Source organism: Streptomyces durhamensis (assembly GCF_000725475.1).
GTDB classification, from domain to species: domain Bacteria; phylum Actinomycetota; class Actinomycetes; order Streptomycetales; family Streptomycetaceae; genus Streptomyces; species Streptomyces filipinensis.
The window spans coordinates 153,030-172,201 of the sequence record NZ_JNXR01000006.1 but is presented as its reverse complement, the minus strand read 5'-3'; the positions used below and the strand labels follow the sequence as shown (position 1 = coordinate 172,201).

The window sequence follows — 19,172 nt, the reverse complement described above, 5'->3', positions numbered from 1 at the left end:
GTCGCGTCAGACCTTGCGGTAGCCGTACGCCTCCGTCGCCGCGCTCTCCACCGCGTCCAGACCGGCGCCGGTGGCGGCGGTGACCACGGCGGCCACCGCGCCCTCCACGAACGGCGCGTCCACCAGCCGTGAACCGTCCGGCAGTTCGTCGCCCTCGGCGATGAGCGCCTTCACGGTCAGTACGGCACTGCCGAGATCGGTGATCAGCGCGACCCCGGCGCCGCGGTCGACCGAGGCCGCCGCCGCGGAGATCAGCTCGGCGCTGGTGCCGAGCCCGCCGCCCTCCGTACCGCCCGCCGCGGCCACGGGCACCGCCGCGGCCCCGCCCGCCAGGCCCTTCGCCAGCTCGGCGACCGAGGCGGCCACCTCCGCGCTGTGCGAGACCAGCACGATCCCGACCAGCTTCTCGTCACTCACCGTCAGCCCTCCGCCGCTTCTTCCAGCGCGGCGATCAGCAGCGCCGACGAGGTCGCGCCCGGGTCCTGGTGGCCGATGCTGCGCTCGCCGAGATAACTCGCCCGGCCCTTGCGGGCCTGCAGCGGCGTCGTGGCCACCGCGCCCTCCTCGGCGGCGGCCCGCGCGGCGGCGAAGCCGTCGCCGAGCGCGTCCACGGCCGGCACCAGTGCGTCGATCATGGTCTTGTCGCCGGGGGCCGCCCCGCCGAGCGCCATCACCCCGTCCACGCCCGCGCGCAGCGCCTCGGCCAGCTGCTCCGTGCTGACCTCGGCGGCGTCGCCCAGCGCCTTGCCGGTGCGGCGCAGCAGAGTGCCGTAGAGCGGCCCCGACGCGCCGCCGACCGTGGAGATGAGCTGCCGCCCGGCGAGGGTCAGTACGGCACCCGGGGTGTCCTGCGCCTCCTTCTCCAGGGCGGCCCGCACGGCCGTGAAGCCGCGCTGCAGATTGCTGCCGTGATCGGCGTCCCCGATGGCCGAGTCGAGAGCGGTGAGCCGGTCCGCCTCGCGGTGGACGGACGCGGCGGTCGCCGCCATCCAACGGCGGAAGAAGTCGGCGTCGAGCACTGGATCTCCTTACGTGGTAGGGATGATGACCGGCGCGCCACGGTGGTGGTCGCCTCGTGGGCCGTATCACATCCCCCAGCGCAGCGCCGGGGTCTTCACCGGCGCGTCCCACAACCGCAGCAGCTCCTCGTCGGTCTGACAGAGCGTCACCGAGGCGCCCGCCATGTCCAGGGACGTGACGTAGTTGCCGACGAGCGTGCGCGCCACGGCGACGCCGCGCTCGCGCAGCACCCGCTGCACCTCGGCGTTGAAGCCGAACAGCTCCAGCAGCGGGGTGGCGCCCATGCCGTTCACCAGGACCAGTACGGGGCTGCGCGGGGGCATGTCCTCCAGGATCGCGTTCACCGCGAAGTCGGCGATCTCCCCGGAGGTCATCATCGGCCGCCGCTCCCGGCCCGGCTCGCCGTGGATGCCGATGCCCAACTCCAGTTCTCCGTCGGGAAGTTCGAAGGTGGGAGTGCCCTTCGCCGGGGTCGTGCAGGCGCTGAGGGCCACGCCGAAACTGCGGGAACTCTCGTTCACCTGGCGGCCGATGGCCTCCACGCGTTCCAGCGGCTGCCCCTCGGCCGCTGCTGCGCCCGCGATCTTCTCCACGAACAGGGTGGCACCCGTTCCGCGCCGGCCGGCGGTGTAGAGGCTGTCGGTGACGGCCACGTCGTCGTTGACGAGCACCTTGGCGACCTGGATGCCCTCGTCCTCGGCGAGTTCGGCCGCCATGTCGAAGTTGAGCACGTCGCCGGTGTAGTTCTTCACGATGAACAGCACCCCTGCGCCGCTGTCCACGGCGGCCGCGGCGCGCGCCATCTGGTCCGGCACCGGGGAGGTGAACACCTCTCCGGGACAGGCGGCGGAGAGCATGCCCGGGCCGACGAACCCCCCGTGCAGCGGCTCGTGCCCCGACCCGCCGCCGGACACGAGCGCGACCTGCCCGGCCACCGGAGCGTCCCGGCGCACGATCACCCGGTTCTCCACGTCCACGGTCAGGTCCGGATACGCGGCCGCCATCCCGCGCAGCGCGTCCGCCACGACGGTCTCCGGCACGTTGATCAGCATCCTCATCGGTATCTCCTAGTGCGCCTTGCGGGAGCTGGGTGGAGTACGGAGCTACTGGCAGTATCGGCCCTGTACCAGACGAGGTCACGCGCAAGCGCCCGTCGTCACGGACCGCGAGCCGCGTCGCCCGGATCGTGAGCGGAGCGCCCAGGACGGCGGTTCGACGCCGAGGGCGACCGGTGCGAGCCGGGCCGGGGCCGGCTCTCCCTCCCCGGAGCCGTACCCGCCTCATGCGTGCCGGCGTCCTGAACGGCCACCTTGCCCGGCCTGCGTCATGGACGCGGCCCGCATCGGCCGGGTCGTCCGGGGAACTCGGGCGTCCGGGGACGGGACCCGCCGATCGGCACAGGAGGTGGGGCGCCGTGGACGACTCGGACATGGACGACTGGGAGACGTGGGAGATGCACGACGAGGCACGGCTGTCGCCGCGTGAGCGGCTGGTGCTGCTGCAGATCGAGACCGGCCTTCGGCGGGACCGCCGTTTCGCCCGCCGCATGGGCGACGGACAGCGGCGCTTGCTGCCCGCGGCCGTACTGCTGCTGAGCATGGCTTCGGCGTTCGTCGCCGCCATGGGCATCCGCACCTCCGACCCCGCGCTGCTGTGCTGCTTCGCCTTCCTGTGGCCCCTCACCCTCTTCCAGGCCGTCCGCCTCCTCTGCCGCCTGACCCGCGGCGGGTCCCGCTCGGGACAGAGGGCGAGGGAGTGGCTCTGAGGGCCGTGCGACTGCCCCGGTGCGCCTGCCCTTGCGGCAGGCGCCTCCGTACCGGCGCCGCCGACCGCCGTGAGGGTTCGACAGCCGTGAGGCCTCCGTGAGGTCTCCGTGTGAACGGACACAGGACGCACGTGAACGCGGGCGGTACGGCCGGGTCCCGGCCGTACCGCCCGCGAGTCGTCGTGCTCAGCTCTGCTTGCCCCGCCCCGACAGCGCGTCGCGCATACGGTCGACCAGACCGGTGCCCGGGGCCAGGAGCTTGTTGGCCGGGGGAGTGTCCGGTGCGGACGGGTGCGGGCGAGTGGGGGCCGTCTTCTTCGCCCGGCGCACCTTGTCGCCCAGGTCCATGAGCGCGTCGGGGGGACAGGCGGCCTCCAGCCGCGGGAAGAGATCGTTCTCCTCGTCCGTCAGATGCGACCTGATCTCGCTCATCAACTGCGCCATCGTCGTGTCGAACCGGGGGTCGTCCGCCTGCATGCCCTCCAGGTCCTTCATGATCCGTTCGGCCTTGGCGTGATCCGCGAGCTCCTTGTCGGCCAGGGCGTCCCCGCCGGAGACGTGTTCGCGCACCGCCGGGTACAGATAGGCCTCCTCCGCGACCGAGTGGCGCACCAGCTCGATCGTGGCCTGGTCGGCGAGGTCCTTGCGGTCCTTGGAGCCGGGCGGCAGCGCCTCGATGCGGCCGAAGATCTCCTCGACCTCGCGGTGGTCGGTCGTCAGCTCCTGGATGACGTTTCCGCCGTGACCCATGTCGTTACCTCCTGCGAGACATCGCGGCGGCCCATGACGGCCTGCCGTCGCCGCGTCGAGTGCCCCACGCGCGGCGCGCTACACGGCGCGCACGTACGGGTCATCGCTTCGACGACTCCTCGTCCAGCGCCGCCGCGTCGACCGGCGCCGCGCGCGGGGTCGTCGTCCACGGCCGCCCCCCTCCAAGCTCCCCCGTGCCGTAGCCCGTCGGAGTCGCGCGAGTACGCGGGGGCCCGGACAATGGGAAGTCCACCGGGTGAAACCCACCGGCAGGCGCATCCGGCTGCCGGTGCCGTCCAGCCAGCGGCGGCCGAACAGGGACCGGTCCTTCTGACCAACGGGACCCGAACCCTGCCCCCTTCCCCCGGTGCTTCCCTCAAGCGGGCCGGCGATGTCGGCCCGTCGACGCGGTACGCGCCGAACGCCCGGGAAGGAGCGTTCCGGGGGAGCGCGACGACGTGGACGAAGGAATGGCCCCCATGACTGGTGACACACCGTCGCCCCGGCAGCGTGCCCTCGTGACCGGCGGCGCCGGCTTCCCCGGCCCCCATCCGTGCGAGAACCTGCCGGCCGCGGGCGTCGCCGCCGAGGCGCCGGCCGCCGACCGGATCGCGGCCCGGCTCCAGGGCCGCGGCGCCTACGGGCCGCACGCCCTCGGGCACCGCTCGCCGCTCGCGCACCCCGGCAGGGCGGACGACCTGGAACGGCTCCACGCGGCCGAGGGACGGCGGGAGTCCCGGCCGGTCGCGCCCATGGTCCCCGCGGAACGGGCGGCCGGGATCCTCGACGGACCGCTGCCCGGCCCGCACATGGTCGCCGATGGGAAGGCCCGGGCCCCGGCAGTGGTCCACGTCGACGGCACGGCCCGCATCCCGATCGTCGACCGTGCCCGGAGACTCCCGGTCGTGCGGACGATCGACGGCTTCGAACGGCGCACCGCACTGCCGGTGGTCGTCGATACCGGTCCGAGCACCGTCCGGCGGCTCATGGCCGGCCGTCCGCGCGACGCGCTCAGGTGCTTCGGCTCCGCCCCCGTGGACCTGTTCGTGCCCGGCACGTCCGCGATCCGCCGCGGGAAGGCGTTCGGATGACCGACGTGCCCGCCTACACCGTCGTCGTCCCGACGATCGGCCGGCCCTGCCTCGCCGAGTGCCTGGGCGCGCTCGCCGCGGCCCCGGGACACCCGCCGCACGAGGTGATCCTCGTGGACGACCGGCCCGCGCCCGACGGCGAGCTGCCGCTGCGCGCGGCCGGTCCGCTGCTCGACCGGGTGCGGATACTGCGCACCGGCGGCAAGGGCCCGGCCGCGGCCCGCAACGCCGGCTGGCGTACCGTCGAGACCCCCTGGACGGTCTTCCTCGACGACGACGTCCAGGTGCGCGCGGACTGGTCCCGGCTGCTCGCCGAGGACCTGCGGGAGGCCGGCGAGGACGTCGGCGGCATCCAGGGGCGGCTGCACGTCCCCCTGCCCCCCGACCGCCCGCTCACGGAGTCGGAACGCAACACCAGGTGCCTGGAAAACGCCGCCTGGGCCACGGCCGACATGGCCTACCGCACCGCCGCGCTCACTAGGGTCGGCGGCTTCGACGAACGCTTCCCGCGCGCCTTCCGCGAGGACGCCGACCTCGCCCTGCGCGTCCGGCGGGCCGGCTGGTCGCTGGTCTGGGGCAGACGGATCACCCGCCACCCGGTCCGCCCGGCGCACGGGTGGGCCTCACTGCCCGCGCAGCGCGCCATCGCCGACGACGCGCTGACGAACCGGCTGCACGGGCGCGACTGGTGGGACCGCGCCCGGGCGCCCCGCGGCCGGCTGTCCCGCCACCTGGCCGTGACCGGTGCCGCCCTCGGCACGGCCGTCTGCGCGCTGGCCGGCCGCCGCAGGGCCGCCATCGCCTGCGCCGCCCTGTGGACGCTCGGCACGGCCGAGTCCGCCCTCGCCCGCATCCTGCCCGGCCCCCGCTCCGCCCGTGAGATCGCCGGGGTGCTCGGCACCAGCGTGCTCATACCGCCCCTCGCGGTACGGCACTGGCTGCGCGGAGTCGTCCGCCACCGGCACGCACAACCGCCGGGAGACACCGGGTGAACCCGCTCTGTGCCGTCCTGTTCCACCTCGACGGCACTCTCGTGGCGGACGTGCTGCCCTGCACCGCCGGCCCGAAAACCTCCGGCTGCCCCCGCCGGACCGCCCCGGGTGCTGCGCCGGCGCGACCGCGTACCGCCGGACCTGGAACGAACGCCGCCTCGCGGTGCCGCAGCGGGCCGTCCGCGGTTCACCCGCACGGCGGTATGCCGGCCGAACCGTCCGAGACGCGACACGCCCGGACCGAGTCGTTGCGCCCGGCGCGGGGCGCAGGCACAGTGAACTCCCCGGTCAAGACGCGGCTGGCTGATCCTGATCCTTCCCCACCCAGGAAGCGGCGATCCCCATGGACGACGGTCAGCGCCCCCGTGCCCGGATCCGCCCCTACGGCCCGGCCCCGCTGCTCCTGCAGACCGTGCACGAACACCGGCCCGAGGCCGGCGCGGTCAGCCTCCTGAGGGCCCGTGGCACGGTTGACGCCTCCAACGCCGGCGAGTTCTCCGAAGCGCTCGCCGAGCACATCACCCAGGCCGACAAGGCAGGCGAACACCCGGTGCTGGACATGACCGAGCTGTATCTCGCCTGCGCGGCCGCGGTACGGGCCGTCGACCGGGCCACCGGCGTCCTTGCCTTCTCCGGCCGCGCCCTGCCCGTCGTACAGCCCCGGCCGCACGTACGGGAGGCACTGCGCGCCGCGGGGCTGCCGGGCGTGCGGGCCCACGCCACGATGACGGCCGCCCTGACCTCCCTGCGGGACTCCGTGGCGACCGCGAGACGCGCCGATACGCCGCCCGGCGGCACCGTGCGGTGAACACACGGGCCGTTACACCCGCGGCGCGGTGGATGGCGCGATCGCGGGTCGGACACCTACCGTGCACAGTGGTCAGGAAGAGGCCGCTCGACTTCTGTGTGACGTCCTGATCTGGGTGATGCCATGAAACCCTCTTCCGACCCGCCCGCCGCCCCGGCCCCGCTCGTCATCGAGTCGTCCGTCGTCGAGGGACTGCCCGCCGAAGGAGCGCTTCTGCTGCGGATGTCGGGCAGCCTCGACGCGGCGGGAGCCGAGGCCTGGTCGGCGGAGCTGCGCGGGCACCTCGAAGAGGCGGACCGCGCGGGCCTGCGGCCCGTCCTGGACATGGCTCATGTGCAGCTCGGCGGCGCCGCCGTACTGCACACGCTCAGTGAGACGACCCGCTCGCGCACCGGACGACCGGACCTGATCATCGTCCGCGCCCGGCCCGGAGTGCGCGAGGCGGTGCACCTGGCCCGCCTGAACGGCGTGCGGCTCTACGCCACCCTCGACGAGGCGTTGCGGGAGCTGGCCCGAGCCGCCTCCCGCGTGGAGGACCTGCCCGCCTGGCGGTCGCAGATGGCGGATCCGCTGCGGCCCAGTTACGAGGATCTGCGCAAGGAGGTCCGCGCGCTGCGCGCCCGGGTCCGTACCGCCCCGGTCATCGGCATGGCGCAGGGCGTGCTCATGGTCCGCTACGGCCTGCCCGACTCCGGCAGCGCCTTCCGGGTGCTGCGCGAGGCCTCGCAGCGGTTCAACGTGCCGTTGCGCGTCCTCGTCTCCGCCGTGGTGGTGGCCCGGCCGCCGGACGGCGAGGCGTGGTTCCCCGGCCGGTGCTCCCTGCCCGTGCCACAGCTGCGGATCCTGGCCCGCGACGGCCGGGACCCCCGCTGCCGCAGACAGATGATCGACGCCGTGCTGCACGAGGCACTGGCCATCGGGCGGGCGCCGGCCGGGTACGTGCGCTTCGTCGACCCGGCGGCGAACACGCTGATGGTGGAGACCCACTACGGCTGTGTGGACGCGCTCGTCGACCACCTCGTGCGCGGTTGGGACGCGGGCACGGCCGACGCGGTGGCGCGGCTGCGCGGACGCCGGGTGAGCGTGCCCGACGTGGCCGCCGACGCGCTGCTCTCCGAGGAGTTCCGGCGCGTCCTGCTGACCACGGGCACCGGCGCGCTGTACAGCGTCCCGGTGCTGTCCTCGTCCGGCTCCTGCACCGGCGTGCTCACCCTGCACTGGGCCGACGCCGGTCACCGGCCGAGCGCCACCCAGACCGAGGCCCTCGGCCTGCTGGCCGCGGACACGGCGGCCTGGCTGAGCTGGTACAACCGCTCGGTCCTCCTCGACGCCCTCGAACACCTCCACCGGGTGGCGAGCGGTTCCGCCCTCTCGCCTGCCGCTTCCACCGCTTCCGCCGCATCCGCGGAGGACGGTGCGGGTGACCCGCGCCGCCCCGGGAACCCGGAGCATGCACGCACCACGCACCAACCGGAGGGAGTCCGGCGCATGTCCAACCCGCAGCAGCCCGAACTGCGGCGCAGTGACAAGGAAGGCGCCACTTCGCAGGACAGCGGCGAGCTGGAGGGCCGCCGGACGGCCGAGCGGAACGCGGGCGCCCGCCCGCACGGCTCGGACCAGGGCGAAAAGGGCGGCGGCGTGCCCCCGGCCCAGCGGCCCGACCATCCCTGACCGCCCACCGCCCCACCGCCCCAGCAATCCGGCCCCGACGCCCCACCGCCCGCCGGGGCGAGCCCTGACGACCGGCGGCGTCGGCGACGCGGTTGCGGGGCTGAGGTGAGCGAGTGACGAACCCGGCCCTGCGGCGGTGAAAGCGTCACGGCAGCCGGCAGGCAGACGCGGGACTGCGAGCCCGGTTCCGATGCGGCTCGAAGCGTCGCTTCGCCCGCAGGCAGCGCCGCCCCTCAGGTAGCGCCGCCCCTCCGGCGGGTACGCCCGGTGTGCGGCCGTGCGCCGGTATGCGCGCGATCCCGGCACTTGGCCGGCGTGGCACACCTTCCCGCCTCCCCTGACCCCCGCAGCCACCCCGGCCTGCGCCACGCACACCCGTGCGCGCAGCTCCCCGCGGCCCGGCCACCGGCCGGACACCCGGCGGCTCGCCGCGAGCAGTGAGCCCCTCGTGGCCCCCGCCTGTAGTCCCTGCGGGCCGTCCGCCGCCCGCCGTGGTCACGGCGGAGGGCGCCGGGCCCCCGCCCGGTCCGGGCCCACGCGCTACGCTCGCCGGTATGCGGATCTCCGTCTCCTCCGACATGGACGAACCCGTGGCCCGTCTGCTCCTCGCCGAGTTGCAGCGCCGTGGTCACGCGGTGCGCGCGCACGGCGCGCTGCGGCCGGGCGCCGACGCGCAGTGGGCGGCCTGCTCGGAGGCGGCGGCCCGGGACGTGGCCGAGGGCGCCGCCGACCAGGCGGTGGTCTGCTGCTGGACCGGCACGGGCGCGTCCATCGCGGCCAACAAGGTGCCCGGCGTACGCGCGGCGCTGTGCGCGGACGCCGTCACCGCCGACGGCGCCCGCCGCTGGAACGACGCCAACGTTCTCGCGCTGAGCCTGCGCCTGACCTCGGAACCGCTGCTGAAGGAGATCCTCGACGCCTGGTTCGCGGCGGAACCCAGCCAGGACCCCGAGGACCGGCAGAACGTGGCCCGCGTCGGCCGCCTGGACGCCGCCCGGAGGGATTCCTAGGGGCGTACGGCGGTCCGGCGCGGGCCGGGCCGGTGTGCCGGACGGGCACTCAGTGGGCGCCCAGTCCGCCGCCACCGAACGAGCCGCTGGATCCCCGGCTCCAGCGCGGCCGGTCCTTCGACTCGCTCGGCCTGGAGTCCATGTTGCTCAGCTCGTAGGGGGTGAGGGGACGGCCCCCCTCGGGGGTCTGCGGAACCTCCTGGGATTCCCTGTTCTGCCGGACTTCGCGCACCGGGCCGTCCGGTGGCAGCTTGGGCTGTTCCTCGGGCCGCGGCCGGGGGGACTCGCGGTACTTGACGCGGGAGTTCATCCAGAAGCCACCGGCGAGCAGGGCCAGTACGCCCACGGCCACGATGAACAGGACGAGGCTCATCAGGCCGCTCGCTGCGGCCAGCTGCATCGATGCGGTACTCATAGCTCAGGAATACCCCGCCCAGAACCGGACGAACCGGACATCTTGCGTGACGGTGGGCAGACGTACCGCGACCCGGGCGGCCCGCGCTCGCCGGAAGCCCGGCGCGTGGCGCCCGACCGGCGTATCCTCCGGCGCGCACGGTGTTTGCCGTCCTGCACCCCGGCTACCCGCACCATGTGACCACGCCGACTTCGCAGCAGCTCTACCGGTTCCTGGAGGACCGCTTCGCGTGTGCGCAGGCCTGTACGGAGTGCGCCCGGGCCTGCGCGGTGCGCGCGAGTCTGGTCGACCCTGACGGCACCGACCGCCAGGAGCGGGTGCGCAGGCTGGGCATCATGTGCGCCGAGGTGTGCGATTCCACCTGCCGTGTCCTGTGCGAGGAGGCCCGGCAGGACGAGGACGAGATCCGCATCCGGCTGGAGTGGTGCCGCTCCACGTGCCTGGAGTGCGCCCATGCCTTCGACGGCCAACCCGGCGCCGAGTCGGCCGCGGCCACCTGCAGGACCTGCGCTGACGCCTGCTCGGAGTTCTTGCAGAGCCTCATGTGACCCTCTCGTACGGCCCCCGGGCCGGCGGGGGCGCGGAATTCCCCTGGGACACCTCATTCCCTATTTCTGAAACACGTTCTACGGTGTGCGCCGTCAGGACCGCCCTTGGGGAGCCTGGAGGCGCCGTGCATCTCGACCACACGCCCGAGCAGCAGCGACTGCGCGCCGAACTGCGCGCCTACTTCGCCGAACTGGTCCCGGCGGGCGCCTACGCCCGGTACACCGACCCGGCCGCGCAGAAGCGGTTCTACCGGGACACCATCCGCCGGCTCGGCACCGACGGCTGGCTCGGCGTCGGCTGGCCCAAGGAGTACGGCGGGCGCGGCATGACGGCGATGGAACAGTTCATCTTCTTCGACGAGGCCGCGCAGGCCGGCGTACCGCTGCCGCTGATGGCGCTGAACACGGTCGGCCCGACACTCATGCGCTTCGGCACCGAGGAACAGAAGGCCTACTTCCTGCCGCGCATCCTGTCGGGCGAGATCGACTTCGCCATCGGCTACAGCGAACCGGACGCCGGCACCGATCTCGCCGCCCTGAAGACCAGGGCCGTACGGGACGGTGACGCGTATGTCGTCAACGGACAGAAGATCTGGACGACGAACGGCGACACCGCGGACTGGGTGTGGCTCGCCGTGCGCACCGACCCCGCCGCCCCGCCGCACAAGGGCATCACCATGCTGCTGGTGCCGACCACCGACCCGGGCTACTCCTGCACACTCATCACCACGCTCGCCTCCCACGACACCACCGCCAGCTACTACGAGGACATCCGCGTCCCGGTCTCCCGGCGGGTCGGCGAGGAGAACCAGGGCTGGCGGCTGATCACCAACCAGCTCAACCACGAGCGCGTCACGCTCGCCGCGCACGGCACCATGGCCATCCGCGCCCTGCACGACGTCCAGCGCTGGGCGACGGAGACCAAGCTCTGCGACGGCCGCCGCGTGGCCGACCTGGGCTGGGTGCGCCGGCTGCTCGCCCGCACCCACACCCGGCTCGACGCGCTGAAGCTCCTGAACTGGCAGATGGTCACGGCCGTCCAGGACGGCACGCTCACCCCGCAGGACGCCTCCGCCGTCAAGGTCTACGGCTCCGAGGCCCGCCGCGACGCCTACGCCTCCCTCATGGAGATCGTCGGCGCCGCCGGATCCCTGAAGGAGGGCTCGGCGGGTGCCGTCCTGCACGGTGAGCTGGAGCGCGGCTACCGCTCGGCGGTCATCTTCACCTTCGGCGGCGGCAACAACGAGATCCAGCGCGAGATCATCTCGTGGATCGGCCTGGGGATGCCGAGGGTGCGGCGTTAGCCTGCGGGCATGGGCGACCCCGGGCTGTTCACGCCGAACTCCGTGACCTGGCAGATGCACGGCGACCCCATGATGTGGGTCGCCGGCGTCCGCGCGCTGTACCTCCAGGCCCTGCACCCGCGCGCGGTCCGGGGCGTCATGCAGAACTCCGACTTCCGGCGCGACGCCTGGGGCCGGCTCATGCGCACCGCCGACTTCGTCGGCACGACGACGTACGGCACCACACAGGCCGCCGAGCGGGCCGGTGCGCGGGTGCGGAAGATCCACCGCATGCTGTCGGCCACGGATCCGGACAGCGGCGAGCGGTACGGCATCGACGAACCCGAGCTGCTGTTGTGGGTGCACTGCGCGGAGATCGACTCCTATCTGCACGTGCTGCGCCGCTCCGGGTTCCCGCTCACCGACGCGCAGGCCGACCGGTACGTGGCCGAACACCGGGTCAGCGCGCGCCTGGTGGGCCTGGACCCGGCGACCGTACCCGCGAGCCGGGCCGAACTCGCCGCGTACTTCGGCGCGGTGCGGCCGGAGCTGGCGGCGGGACCCGAAGCGCGCACCGTGGACGACTTCCTGCTCCGCCCGCCGACGCATCTCCTTCTCGTCCCGGCGCGCGAGGTGCTGTGGCGGCGCGTGGCGCAGCTGGCGTACGCCGCTCTGCCGCCGTACGCCCACGAGCTGTACGGCAGACCGGCCCCCGCACCCGCCGTCGTCACCCGCCGGCTGCGGGCCACAGGAGCGCTGCTGCGCCGCGTTCCGGCACGTGTGCGCTGGCAGCTGCCGCCCAAACACATCCTGCGGGCCATGGCGAGGCTCGGACCGGGGGCCCGTCCGGCACCGTACAAAGTCGGACGATAGGCCGCCATACTGGGCGAGCAGGGGTGTGGCGCGGATCGGGCCGGTGGGACGGCCTGACGTGGCGCGGCGGCGGCCCCCGGCAGCGGGGCGGACGGCGACGGGGGCGGCGGATCGCTATGGGGGAGAACAGGCTGGTCCAGGGTCGGTACCGGCTGCTCGACCTGATCGGGCGGGGCGGGATGGGCGAGGTGTGGCGGGCCCGGGACGAGTCCCTCGGCCGGCAGGTCGCGGTGAAGTGCCTCAAACCGCTCGGTCCCTGCCACGATCCGTCCCTCACCCGCGCCCTGCGGGAGCGGTTCCGACGCGAGGCCCGGGTGGCCGCCGCCCTCTCGCACCGCGGGGTGACCGTCGTCCACGACTTCGGCGAGTCCGACGGGACCCCGTACCTGGTGATGGAGCTGCTGGAGGGCCGCGACCTGAGCCGGCTGCTGGAGGACAACAAGGGGCATCCGCTGCCCGTGGACGACGTGGCGGACATCGCCGCCCAGGTCGCCGCCGCGCTCGCCTACACCCACCGTCAGAGCGTGGTGCACCGGGACCTGAAGCCGGCCAACATCGTGCGGCTGACCGACGGCACCGTGAAGATCTGCGACTTCGGCATAGCCCGCCTCGGCCACGACATCGGACTCACCGCCCGGCTCACCGGCACCGGCGTCGCCCTGGGCACCCCGCACTACATGTCCCCGGAGCAGATCGGCGGCGGCGAGGTCGACCAGCGCAGCGACCTGTACTCGCTGGGCTGCGTGCTGTACGAGATCGCCACCGGCGCACCGCCGTTCGACCTGGAGGACGCCTGGGCGATCCTCGTCGGCCACCGCGACACCCCGCCCCGGCCCCCGCGCGAACGACGCCCCGAGCTGCCCGGCCACCTGGAGCGGATCATCCTCGACCTGCTGGCCAAACGACCCGAGGAACGGCCGTGCGACGCCCGGGAGTTGGTACGCAGGATCCGCGACGGGCGCGCAACGGCCGTCGCCGGCACGGCCGGAGGCCCGGCGAGCCGGGAAGTCTCACGCGAGCTTCGCCTGCCGTCCTGGACCGGGGGGATGACCACCGGACACAAGGCGCTCGGCGCGGGACTGTGCGCGCTGCCCCCGGATCCGGGGGCAGCCCTGTCGGCCCGGTGGGCGGTCGCGCCCCGCAAGGGCGCGGGGACCGGCGCGACGGGCCACATCGGACCCGCGGAGGCTCGCCGCCCCGAACCGGCACCCCCCGCGGAGAGCGCCGCACTTCCCGCGGAGAGCGCCGTGCGGCACCGCGCGGCCGTCCGGCTGGCCGCGCTCGGCCGGTGGGCCGAGGCGGGCGAGGCGCACGCGGCCGTGGCCGCCGAGCGGGCCGCGCTCCTCGGCCCCGACCACCCCGAGACCCTGGCCGGCCGCCACGAGGCCGCCTTCGCCCTCCTGCGCGCCGGTCGGGTCGCCGAGGCGCTGACCGCCTACGCGGATCTCGCGGAGACCAGAGCCCGCGTGCTCGGCCCCGACCATCCCGACACCCTCGCCGCCCGTCAGGAGACGGCCTATGCGCTGGGACGGCTGGGCCACTACTTCGAGGCCCACCAGGTGTACGCGGAGGTGCTGGCCGCCCGGGTGCGCGTCATGGGCCCCGAACACCCCGACACCCTGCGCTGCCGCCACAACCTCGCCTGCACCCTCGGCCGGCTCGGCCGTCTGGACGACGCCTGCCGTACGGCCCTCGACGTGGCCGCCGCCCGGGCCAGGGTGCTCGGTGCGGACCATCCCGACACCCTGGTCTCGCGCTGCGAAGTCGCCTACGCCCAGGGCCAGTCGGGCCGCTGGGAGGAGGCGCTGCGCATCTACGCGGAGGTCGCCGAGGCCAGAGCGCGGGTACTGGGTGCAGATCACCCCGACACCCTCGCCGCACGCTACGAGACCGCCCTCAGCCTCGGCCGCCTCGGTCGCAGCGCGGACGCCCTGCGCGTGTACCGCGAGCTGATCGGGGACCGCACCCGCGTGCAGGGCCCGACCCACCCCGAGACCCTGCGCGCCCGGCACGGCCTCGGGGTCAACCTCGGCCGGCTCGGGTGCTGGGAGGACGCCCTGACCGAGGCCCGGGACGTGTGTCTGGTCCGCGAGCAGACCCTGGGGCCCGCGCACCCCGACACGCTCGTCAGCCGCCGCGAGGTCGCGGTCGCCCTGGGCTGGCTGGGCCGCTGGGAGCAGGCCCTCACGGAGTACCGGCGGATCACCGCGACCCGCGAGCAGATCCTCGGCCCGGACCACCCCGACACCCTCGCCGGCCGCAACGACGAGGCGCACTGCCTGGAACGCCTCGGCCGCCGTGCCGAAGCGGTGGAGCTGTACCGGAGGGTCGCCGTACTGAGCCGGCAGCGGGCCTCTGGCGGGCGGTGAAAGCGGAGCCACGGGCCGCTCCTGTACGCGATGCCGCAGGACCGGCGCGTGCTCGTGGTCAGCCCTGCGGGCCGCCGCCGTCGGGACCCCGGCCGGGTGACCACGATCGATGACCGGCGCGCCGGGGCCCGGCCTCGGCCGGAGCGGACCCCGGTGCGGGGCGGCCGGCTGCCGGGCGGCGACGAGGACCACGGACACGAGCTCTCGCCGACCGGGATCATCCCGTGTTACCAAGAACCATGTCTGCCAACGAGGGAACCCGCGCGTACGACGCCGTCATCGTCGGCGGCGGCCACAACGGCCTGGTCGCCGCCGCCTACCTGGCCCGCGCCGGCCGTTCGGTGCTGGTGCTGGAGCGACTCGGCCACACCGGCGGCGCCGCCGTCTCCACCCGCCCGTTCGCCGGTGTCGACGCCCGGCTGTCCCGCTACTCCTACCTGGTCAGCCTGCTGCCGCAGAAGATCGTGCGCGATCTCGCACTGGACTTTCGCGTCCGCTCCCGCACCATCTCCTCCTACACCCCCACGGAGCGGGACGGCCGGCCCACCGGACTCCTCGTCGGCGGCGGCGAGCAGCGCACCAGGCAGGCCTTCGCCCAACTGACCGGCGGCGAGCGCGAGTACGAGGCCTGGCAGCGCTTCTACGGCATGACCACGCGCGTCGCCGAGCGCGTCTTCCCGACCCTCACCGAGCCCCTGCCCACCCACGAGGAACTGCGCCGCCGCATCGACGACGAGACCGCATGGCGGACCCTGTTCGAGGAGCCCATCGGCGTCGCCGTCGAGGAGAACTTCCAGGACGACCTCGTCCGGGGCGTGGTCCTCACCGACTCCCTCATCGGCACCTTCGCCGACGCACACGACCCCTCCCTCGTCCAGAACCGCTGTTTCCTCTACCACGTCATCGGCGGCGGCACCGGCGCCTGGGACGTGCCCGTCGGCGGCATGGGTGCCCTCACCGACGCCCTGGCCGAGGCGGCCCGTTCGGCGGGCGCGGTCGTCACGACCGGGCACGAGGCGGTCCGGATCGCCACCGACGGGGAAACCGCCGAGGTCACCTATCGCACGGCAGACGGGGAAGGCGTCGCCGCCGCCCGGTACGTCCTGGTGAACGCCTCCCCGCAGGAACTGGCCGCGCTCACCGGCGACGCGGCACCCGAACCGGCCGAGGGTGCCCAGCTCAAGGTCAACATGCTGCTGACCCGGCTGCCCAGGCTGCGCGACCCGGCCGTCGACCCGCGCGAGGCCTTCGCCGGCACCTTCCACATCGCCGAGGGCTACACGCAGCTCGCCACCGCCCACGCCCAGGCCTCCGCCGGCGAACTCCCCGCCGCCCCGCCCTCGGAGATCTACTGCCACTCCCTGACCGACCCCACCATCCTCGGCCCCGAGCTCGCCGAGCGCGGCTACCAGACGCTCACCCTGTTCGGCCTGCACACCCCGGCCCGGCTCTTCGACCGGGACAACGACGCCGTACGAGAGGAACTGCTCAAGGCCACCCTCGCCCAGCTCGACACCCACCTCGCCGAACCCCTCACCGACTGCCTGGCCACCGACGCCGAGGGCCGCCCCTGCATCGAGGCGAAGACCCCCCTCGACCTCGAACGGGACCTGCGGCTGCCCGGCGGCAACATCTTCCACCGCGCCCTTTCCTGGCCCTACGCACAGCAGGACACGGGCCGTTGGGGCGTGGAGACCCGGCACCGGAACGTCTTGCTGTGCGGCGCGGGCGCGGTGCGCGGGGGAGGGGTGAGCGGCGTACCGGGGCACAACGCGGCGATGGCGGTGCTGGAGGCCCCCGCGTAACACGGGCACAGAGGGACACAGCGGTCCGCAAAGAATCTGACGGGACGTCAGAAAAGCTCTTCCGTCGTCCGGCCGGCTGCGGCATCCTGCGCCCATGCAGACGGAGCTGAGCAGGAAACTGGGAGTCGAGCACGCCGTCTTCGGCTTCACGCCGTTCCCCGCCGTCGCCGCGGCCATCAGCCGGGCCGGCGGCTTCGGCGTGCTCGGCGCGGTCCGCTACACCGCCCCCGACGACCTCAAACGCGACCTCGACTGGCTGGACGCGCACACCGGCGGCCGGCCCTACGGGCTGGACGTCGTCATGCCCGCCAAGAAGGTCGAAGGCGTGACGGAGGCGGACGTCGAGGCCATGATCCCCGAGGGGCACCGGCGGTTCGTGCGCGAGACCCTCGCCAAGTACGGCGTCCCCGAGCTGGCCGAGGGCGAGGCGTCCGGCTGGCGCATCACCGGCTGGATGGAACAGGTCGCCCGCACCCAGCTCGACGTCGCCTTCGACTACCCGATCCGGCTGCTCGCCAACGCCCTCGGCTCCCCGCCCGCCGACGTCGTCGCCCGCGCCCACGACCGGGACGTCCTGGTGGCCGCCCTCGCCGGCAGTGCCCGGCACGCCCGCAAGCACCAGGAGGCGGGCATCGACATCGTCGTCGCCCAGGGCTACGAGGCCGGCGGCCACACCGGTGAGATCGCCACCATGGTGCTCACCCCGGAGGTCGTGGAAGCCGTCGCCCCCCTGCCCGTGCTGGCCGCCGGAGGCATCGGCAGCGGACAGCAGGTAGCCGCCGCCCTCACCTTGGGCGCTCAGGGTGTGTGGCTGGGCTCTCTGTGGCTGACCACCACAGAAGCAGATCTGCACGCGCCCGCCCTCACCCGCAAGCTCCTTGCCGCCGGGTCGGGCGACACGGTCCGCTCCCGTGCCCTGACGGGCAAGCCCGCACGCCAGCTCCGTACCGAGTGGACCGACGCCTGGGACGATCCGGCCGGCCCCGGCACCCTGCCCATGCCGCTGCAGGGCCTGCTGGTGGCCGAGGCGGTCTCCCGTATCCAGAAGTACGAGGTCGATCCGCTGCTCGGCACGCCCGTCGGCCAGATCGTCGGCCGGATGACCAGCGAACGCAGTGTCCAGGCCGTCGTCGACGACCTCACCCGCGGCTTCGAGAAGGCCGTGGACCGCATCAACCGCATCGCCGGAAGGAGCGGCCAGTCGTGAGCACACCCCCTGCCGGATTCTGGGCCCAGGCCGCCCAGCAGCCCGACCGTACCGTCCTCGTCGCTCCCGACGGCGAGGAATGGACCGCCGGCCGTCTGCACCATGCCGCCAACCGGCTCGTCCACGGGCTGCGGGCGGCCGGCCTGCGGCGCGGCGACGCCTTCGCCGTCGTCCTGCCCAACGGCACCGAGTTCCTCACCGCCTACCTGGCCGCCACCCAGGCCGGCCTCTATCTGGTACCGGTCAACCACCACCTCGTCGGCCCCGAGATCGCCTGGATCGTCGCCGACTCCGGCGCCAAGGTGCTCATCGCCCACGAGCGGTTCGCCGACGCGGCGCGCCGGGCCGCCGACGAGGCCGGGCTCCCGGCCACGCACCGGTACGGGGTCGGCGCGGTCCACGGCTTCCGGCCGTACGCCGAACTCCTCGACGGTCAGCCGGAATCGGCCCCCTCCGGCCGCGAACTCGGCTGGGTCATGAACTACACGTCCGGTACGACGGGACGCCCGCGCGGCATCCGCCGCCCGCTCCCCGGCAAGCCGCCCGAGGAGGCCTATCTGGGCGGCTTCCTCGGGATCTTCGGCATCAAGCCGTTCGACGACAACGTCCACCTGGTCTGCTCGCCGCTCTACCACACCGCCGTGCTGCAGTTCGCGGGCGCGTCCCTGCACATCGGCCACCGTCTGGTCCTGATGGACAAGTGGACCCCCGAGGAGATGCTGCGCCTCATCGACACCCACACCTGCACCCACACCCATATGGTCCCCACCCAGTTCCACCGCCTGCTGGCCCTCCCGGACGAGGTGAGGGCCCGCTACGACGTCTCGTCCATGCGGCACGCGATCCATGGCGCCGCCCCCTGCCCCGACCATGTCAAGCGCGCCATGATCGACTGGTGGGGGCACTGTGTGGAGGAGTACTACGCGGCCAGCGAGGGCGGCGGCGCCTTCGCCACCGCCGAGGACTGGCTGAAGAAGCCCGGCACCGTCGGCAGGGCCTGGCCCATCAGTGAACTCGCGGTGTTCGACGACGACGGCGACCGGCTCCCGCCCGGCGGGCTCGGCACCGTCTACATGAAGATGAGCACCGGCGCCTTCTCCTACCACAAGGACGAGGCCAAGACCCGCAAGAACCGCATCGGCGACTTCTTCACGGTCGGCGACCTCGGCTACCTGGACGAGGACGGCTACCTCTTCCTGCGCGACCGCAAGATCGACATGATCATCTCCGGTGGGGTCAACATCTACCCGGCCGAGATCGAGTCCGTGCTGCTCTCCCACCCCGCCGTCGCCGACGCCGCTGCCTTCGGCATCCCGCACGACGACTGGGGGGAGGAGGTCAAGGCCGTCGTCGAACCCGCTCCCGGGCATGAACCCGGCCCGGACCTGGCCGCGTCCCTCCTCGACCACTGCGCGCAGCGGCTCGCCGGCTACAAGCGGCCCAAGAGCGTCGACTTCATCGCCGAGATGCCCCGCGACCCCAACGGCAAGCTGTACAAGCGGCGGCTGCGCGACCCGTACTGGCAGGGGCGCAGCCGGCCGGTGTGACCACGGTCCGGCGCGATG

The 19,172-nt window shown here is 73.8% G+C and carries 18 protein-coding genes; 13 read left to right on the top strand and 5 right to left on the bottom strand.

All coding sequences use genetic code 11. From position 1 onward, the window contains the following. Nucleotides 1–6 precede the first annotated feature (6 nt). The 3 genes from IO33_RS0110245 to dhaK form a co-directional block, all read right to left on the bottom strand. Nucleotides 7–417 carry a PTS sugar transporter subunit IIA domain-containing protein gene (locus IO33_RS0110245; RefSeq protein ID WP_031162801.1) on the bottom strand — a complete coding sequence of 137 codons (411 nt, stop codon included), beginning with the start codon at nt 415–417 and terminating at the stop codon, nt 7–9. Nucleotides 418–419: 2 nt separating this feature from the next. After that, the gene (dhaL, locus tag IO33_RS0110240; protein ID WP_031162799.1) at nt 420–1,019 is read right to left on the bottom strand and encodes a dihydroxyacetone kinase subunit DhaL; all 600 of its coding nucleotides are present in this window, start codon (nt 1,017–1,019) and stop codon (nt 420–422) included. Between the two features lie 66 nt (nt 1,020–1,085). Further along, on the bottom strand, nt 1,086–2,078 hold the full coding sequence (dhaK, locus tag IO33_RS0110235) for a dihydroxyacetone kinase subunit DhaK (RefSeq protein WP_031162797.1): 993 nt from the start codon (nt 2,076–2,078) through the stop codon (nt 1,086–1,088). Nucleotides 2,079–2,434: 356 nt separating this feature from the next. Between dhaK and IO33_RS0110230 the strand changes: the two genes are divergently transcribed. Continuing rightward, nucleotides 2,435–2,785, top strand: coding sequence for a DUF3040 domain-containing protein (locus tag IO33_RS0110230; RefSeq protein WP_245235745.1), 351 nt, complete (start codon nt 2,435–2,437; stop codon nt 2,783–2,785). 186 nt (nt 2,786–2,971) lie between these two features. Here IO33_RS0110230 and IO33_RS0110225 read toward each other — a convergent pair whose 3' ends face one another. Then, nucleotides 2,972–3,535 carry a hemerythrin domain-containing protein gene (locus IO33_RS0110225; RefSeq protein WP_031162792.1) on the bottom strand — a complete coding sequence of 188 codons (564 nt, stop codon included), beginning with the start codon at nt 3,533–3,535 and terminating at the stop codon, nt 2,972–2,974. Nucleotides 3,536–4,014: 479 nt separating this feature from the next. On the opposite strand from IO33_RS0110225, the gene IO33_RS0110220 reads away from it, so the two are divergent. From IO33_RS0110220 to IO33_RS0110200, 5 genes are all read left to right on the top strand, one after another. Beyond that, nucleotides 4,015–4,626, top strand: a complete 612-nt coding sequence (locus IO33_RS0110220; RefSeq protein WP_031162790.1) for a carbamoyltransferase C-terminal domain-containing protein — start codon at nt 4,015–4,017, stop codon at nt 4,624–4,626. Further along, nucleotides 4,623–5,618 carry a glycosyltransferase family 2 protein gene (locus tag IO33_RS0110215; RefSeq protein WP_031162788.1) on the top strand — a complete coding sequence of 332 codons (996 nt, stop codon included), beginning with the start codon at nt 4,623–4,625 and terminating at the stop codon, nt 5,616–5,618. The genes IO33_RS0110220 and IO33_RS0110215 overlap by 4 nt, the downstream gene beginning before the upstream one ends. 343 nt (nt 5,619–5,961) lie before the next feature. After that, entirely contained in the window at nt 5,962–6,426 is a 465-nt protein-coding gene (locus IO33_RS0110210; RefSeq protein WP_051926583.1) for an STAS domain-containing protein, read from the top strand. Nucleotides 6,427–6,549: 123 nt separating this feature from the next. Next, nucleotides 6,550–8,097 (top strand): ANTAR domain-containing protein, encoded by a 1,548-nt coding sequence (locus IO33_RS44015; protein ID WP_245235744.1) that lies wholly within the window; start codon nt 6,550–6,552, stop codon nt 8,095–8,097. Between the two features lie 554 nt (nt 8,098–8,651). Next, on the top strand, nt 8,652–9,107 hold the full coding sequence (locus tag IO33_RS0110200) for an RpiB/LacA/LacB family sugar-phosphate isomerase (RefSeq protein ID WP_031162782.1): 456 nt from the start codon (nt 8,652–8,654) through the stop codon (nt 9,105–9,107). A gap of 49 nt (nt 9,108–9,156) precedes the next feature. Here IO33_RS0110200 and IO33_RS0110195 read toward each other — a convergent pair whose 3' ends face one another. Beyond that, nucleotides 9,157–9,522 carry a DUF6479 family protein gene (locus IO33_RS0110195; RefSeq protein ID WP_031162780.1) on the bottom strand — a complete coding sequence of 122 codons (366 nt, stop codon included), beginning with the start codon at nt 9,520–9,522 and terminating at the stop codon, nt 9,157–9,159. Between the two features lie 176 nt (nt 9,523–9,698). On the opposite strand from IO33_RS0110195, the gene IO33_RS0110190 reads away from it, so the two are divergent. From IO33_RS0110190 to IO33_RS0110160, 7 genes are all read left to right on the top strand, one after another. After that, nucleotides 9,699–10,070 carry a four-helix bundle copper-binding protein gene (locus IO33_RS0110190; RefSeq protein WP_031162778.1) on the top strand — a complete coding sequence of 124 codons (372 nt, stop codon included), beginning with the start codon at nt 9,699–9,701 and terminating at the stop codon, nt 10,068–10,070. Nucleotides 10,071–10,195: 125 nt separating this feature from the next. Beyond that, nucleotides 10,196–11,374 carry an acyl-CoA dehydrogenase family protein gene (locus IO33_RS0110185; RefSeq protein ID WP_031162776.1) on the top strand — a complete coding sequence of 393 codons (1,179 nt, stop codon included), beginning with the start codon at nt 10,196–10,198 and terminating at the stop codon, nt 11,372–11,374. Between the two features lie 9 nt (nt 11,375–11,383). Continuing rightward, on the top strand, nt 11,384–12,226 hold the full coding sequence (locus IO33_RS0110180) for an oxygenase MpaB family protein (RefSeq protein ID WP_031162774.1): 843 nt from the start codon (nt 11,384–11,386) through the stop codon (nt 12,224–12,226). A 116-nt stretch (nt 12,227–12,342) separates the two neighbouring features. Further along, a complete protein-coding gene (locus IO33_RS53500) occupies nt 12,343–14,595 on the top strand; it encodes a serine/threonine-protein kinase (protein ID WP_031162771.1) in 2,253 nt (750 codons plus the stop codon). A gap of 239 nt (nt 14,596–14,834) precedes the next feature. After that, complete coding sequence (locus tag IO33_RS0110170) at nt 14,835–16,400, top strand: phytoene desaturase family protein (protein ID WP_031162769.1); 1,566 nt, start codon at nt 14,835–14,837, stop codon at nt 16,398–16,400. 94 nt (nt 16,401–16,494) lie between these two features. Beyond that, entirely contained in the window at nt 16,495–17,607 is a 1,113-nt protein-coding gene (locus IO33_RS0110165) for an NAD(P)H-dependent flavin oxidoreductase (RefSeq protein ID WP_031162767.1), read from the top strand. Further along, nucleotides 17,604–19,154 (top strand): acyl-CoA synthetase, encoded by a 1,551-nt coding sequence (locus IO33_RS0110160; RefSeq protein WP_031162765.1) that lies wholly within the window; start codon nt 17,604–17,606, stop codon nt 19,152–19,154. Before IO33_RS0110165 ends, IO33_RS0110160 begins: the two co-directional genes overlap by 4 nt. The last annotated feature ends 18 nt before the right edge of the window (nt 19,155–19,172 follow it).

Excerpts from the sequence above, each read along its gene's own strand:
- IO33_RS0110170 (WP_031162769.1), top strand. The coding sequence starts at position 14,835 with ATGTCTGCCAACGAGGGAACCCGCGCGTACGACGCCGTCATCGTCGGC.
- IO33_RS0110210 (WP_051926583.1), top strand. The coding sequence starts at position 5,962 with ATGGACGACGGTCAGCGCCCCCGTGCCCGGATCCGCCCCTACGGCCCG.
- IO33_RS0110200 (WP_031162782.1), top strand. The coding sequence starts at position 8,652 with ATGCGGATCTCCGTCTCCTCCGACATGGACGAACCCGTGGCCCGTCTG.
- IO33_RS53500 (WP_031162771.1), top strand. The coding sequence starts at position 12,343 with ATGGGGGAGAACAGGCTGGTCCAGGGTCGGTACCGGCTGCTCGACCTG.
- IO33_RS0110220 (WP_031162790.1), top strand. The coding sequence starts at position 4,015 with ATGACTGGTGACACACCGTCGCCCCGGCAGCGTGCCCTCGTGACCGGC.
- IO33_RS44015 (WP_245235744.1), top strand. The coding sequence starts at position 6,550 with ATGAAACCCTCTTCCGACCCGCCCGCCGCCCCGGCCCCGCTCGTCATC.
- dhaK (WP_031162797.1), bottom strand. The coding sequence starts at position 2,078 with ATGAGGATGCTGATCAACGTGCCGGAGACCGTCGTGGCGGACGCGCTG.
- IO33_RS0110165 (WP_031162767.1), top strand. The coding sequence starts at position 16,495 with ATGCAGACGGAGCTGAGCAGGAAACTGGGAGTCGAGCACGCCGTCTTC.
- IO33_RS0110180 (WP_031162774.1), top strand. The coding sequence starts at position 11,384 with ATGGGCGACCCCGGGCTGTTCACGCCGAACTCCGTGACCTGGCAGATG.
- IO33_RS0110225 (WP_031162792.1), bottom strand. The coding sequence starts at position 3,535 with ATGGGTCACGGCGGAAACGTCATCCAGGAGCTGACGACCGACCACCGC.
- IO33_RS0110215 (WP_031162788.1), top strand. The coding sequence starts at position 4,623 with ATGACCGACGTGCCCGCCTACACCGTCGTCGTCCCGACGATCGGCCGG.
- IO33_RS0110195 (WP_031162780.1), bottom strand. The coding sequence starts at position 9,522 with ATGAGTACCGCATCGATGCAGCTGGCCGCAGCGAGCGGCCTGATGAGC.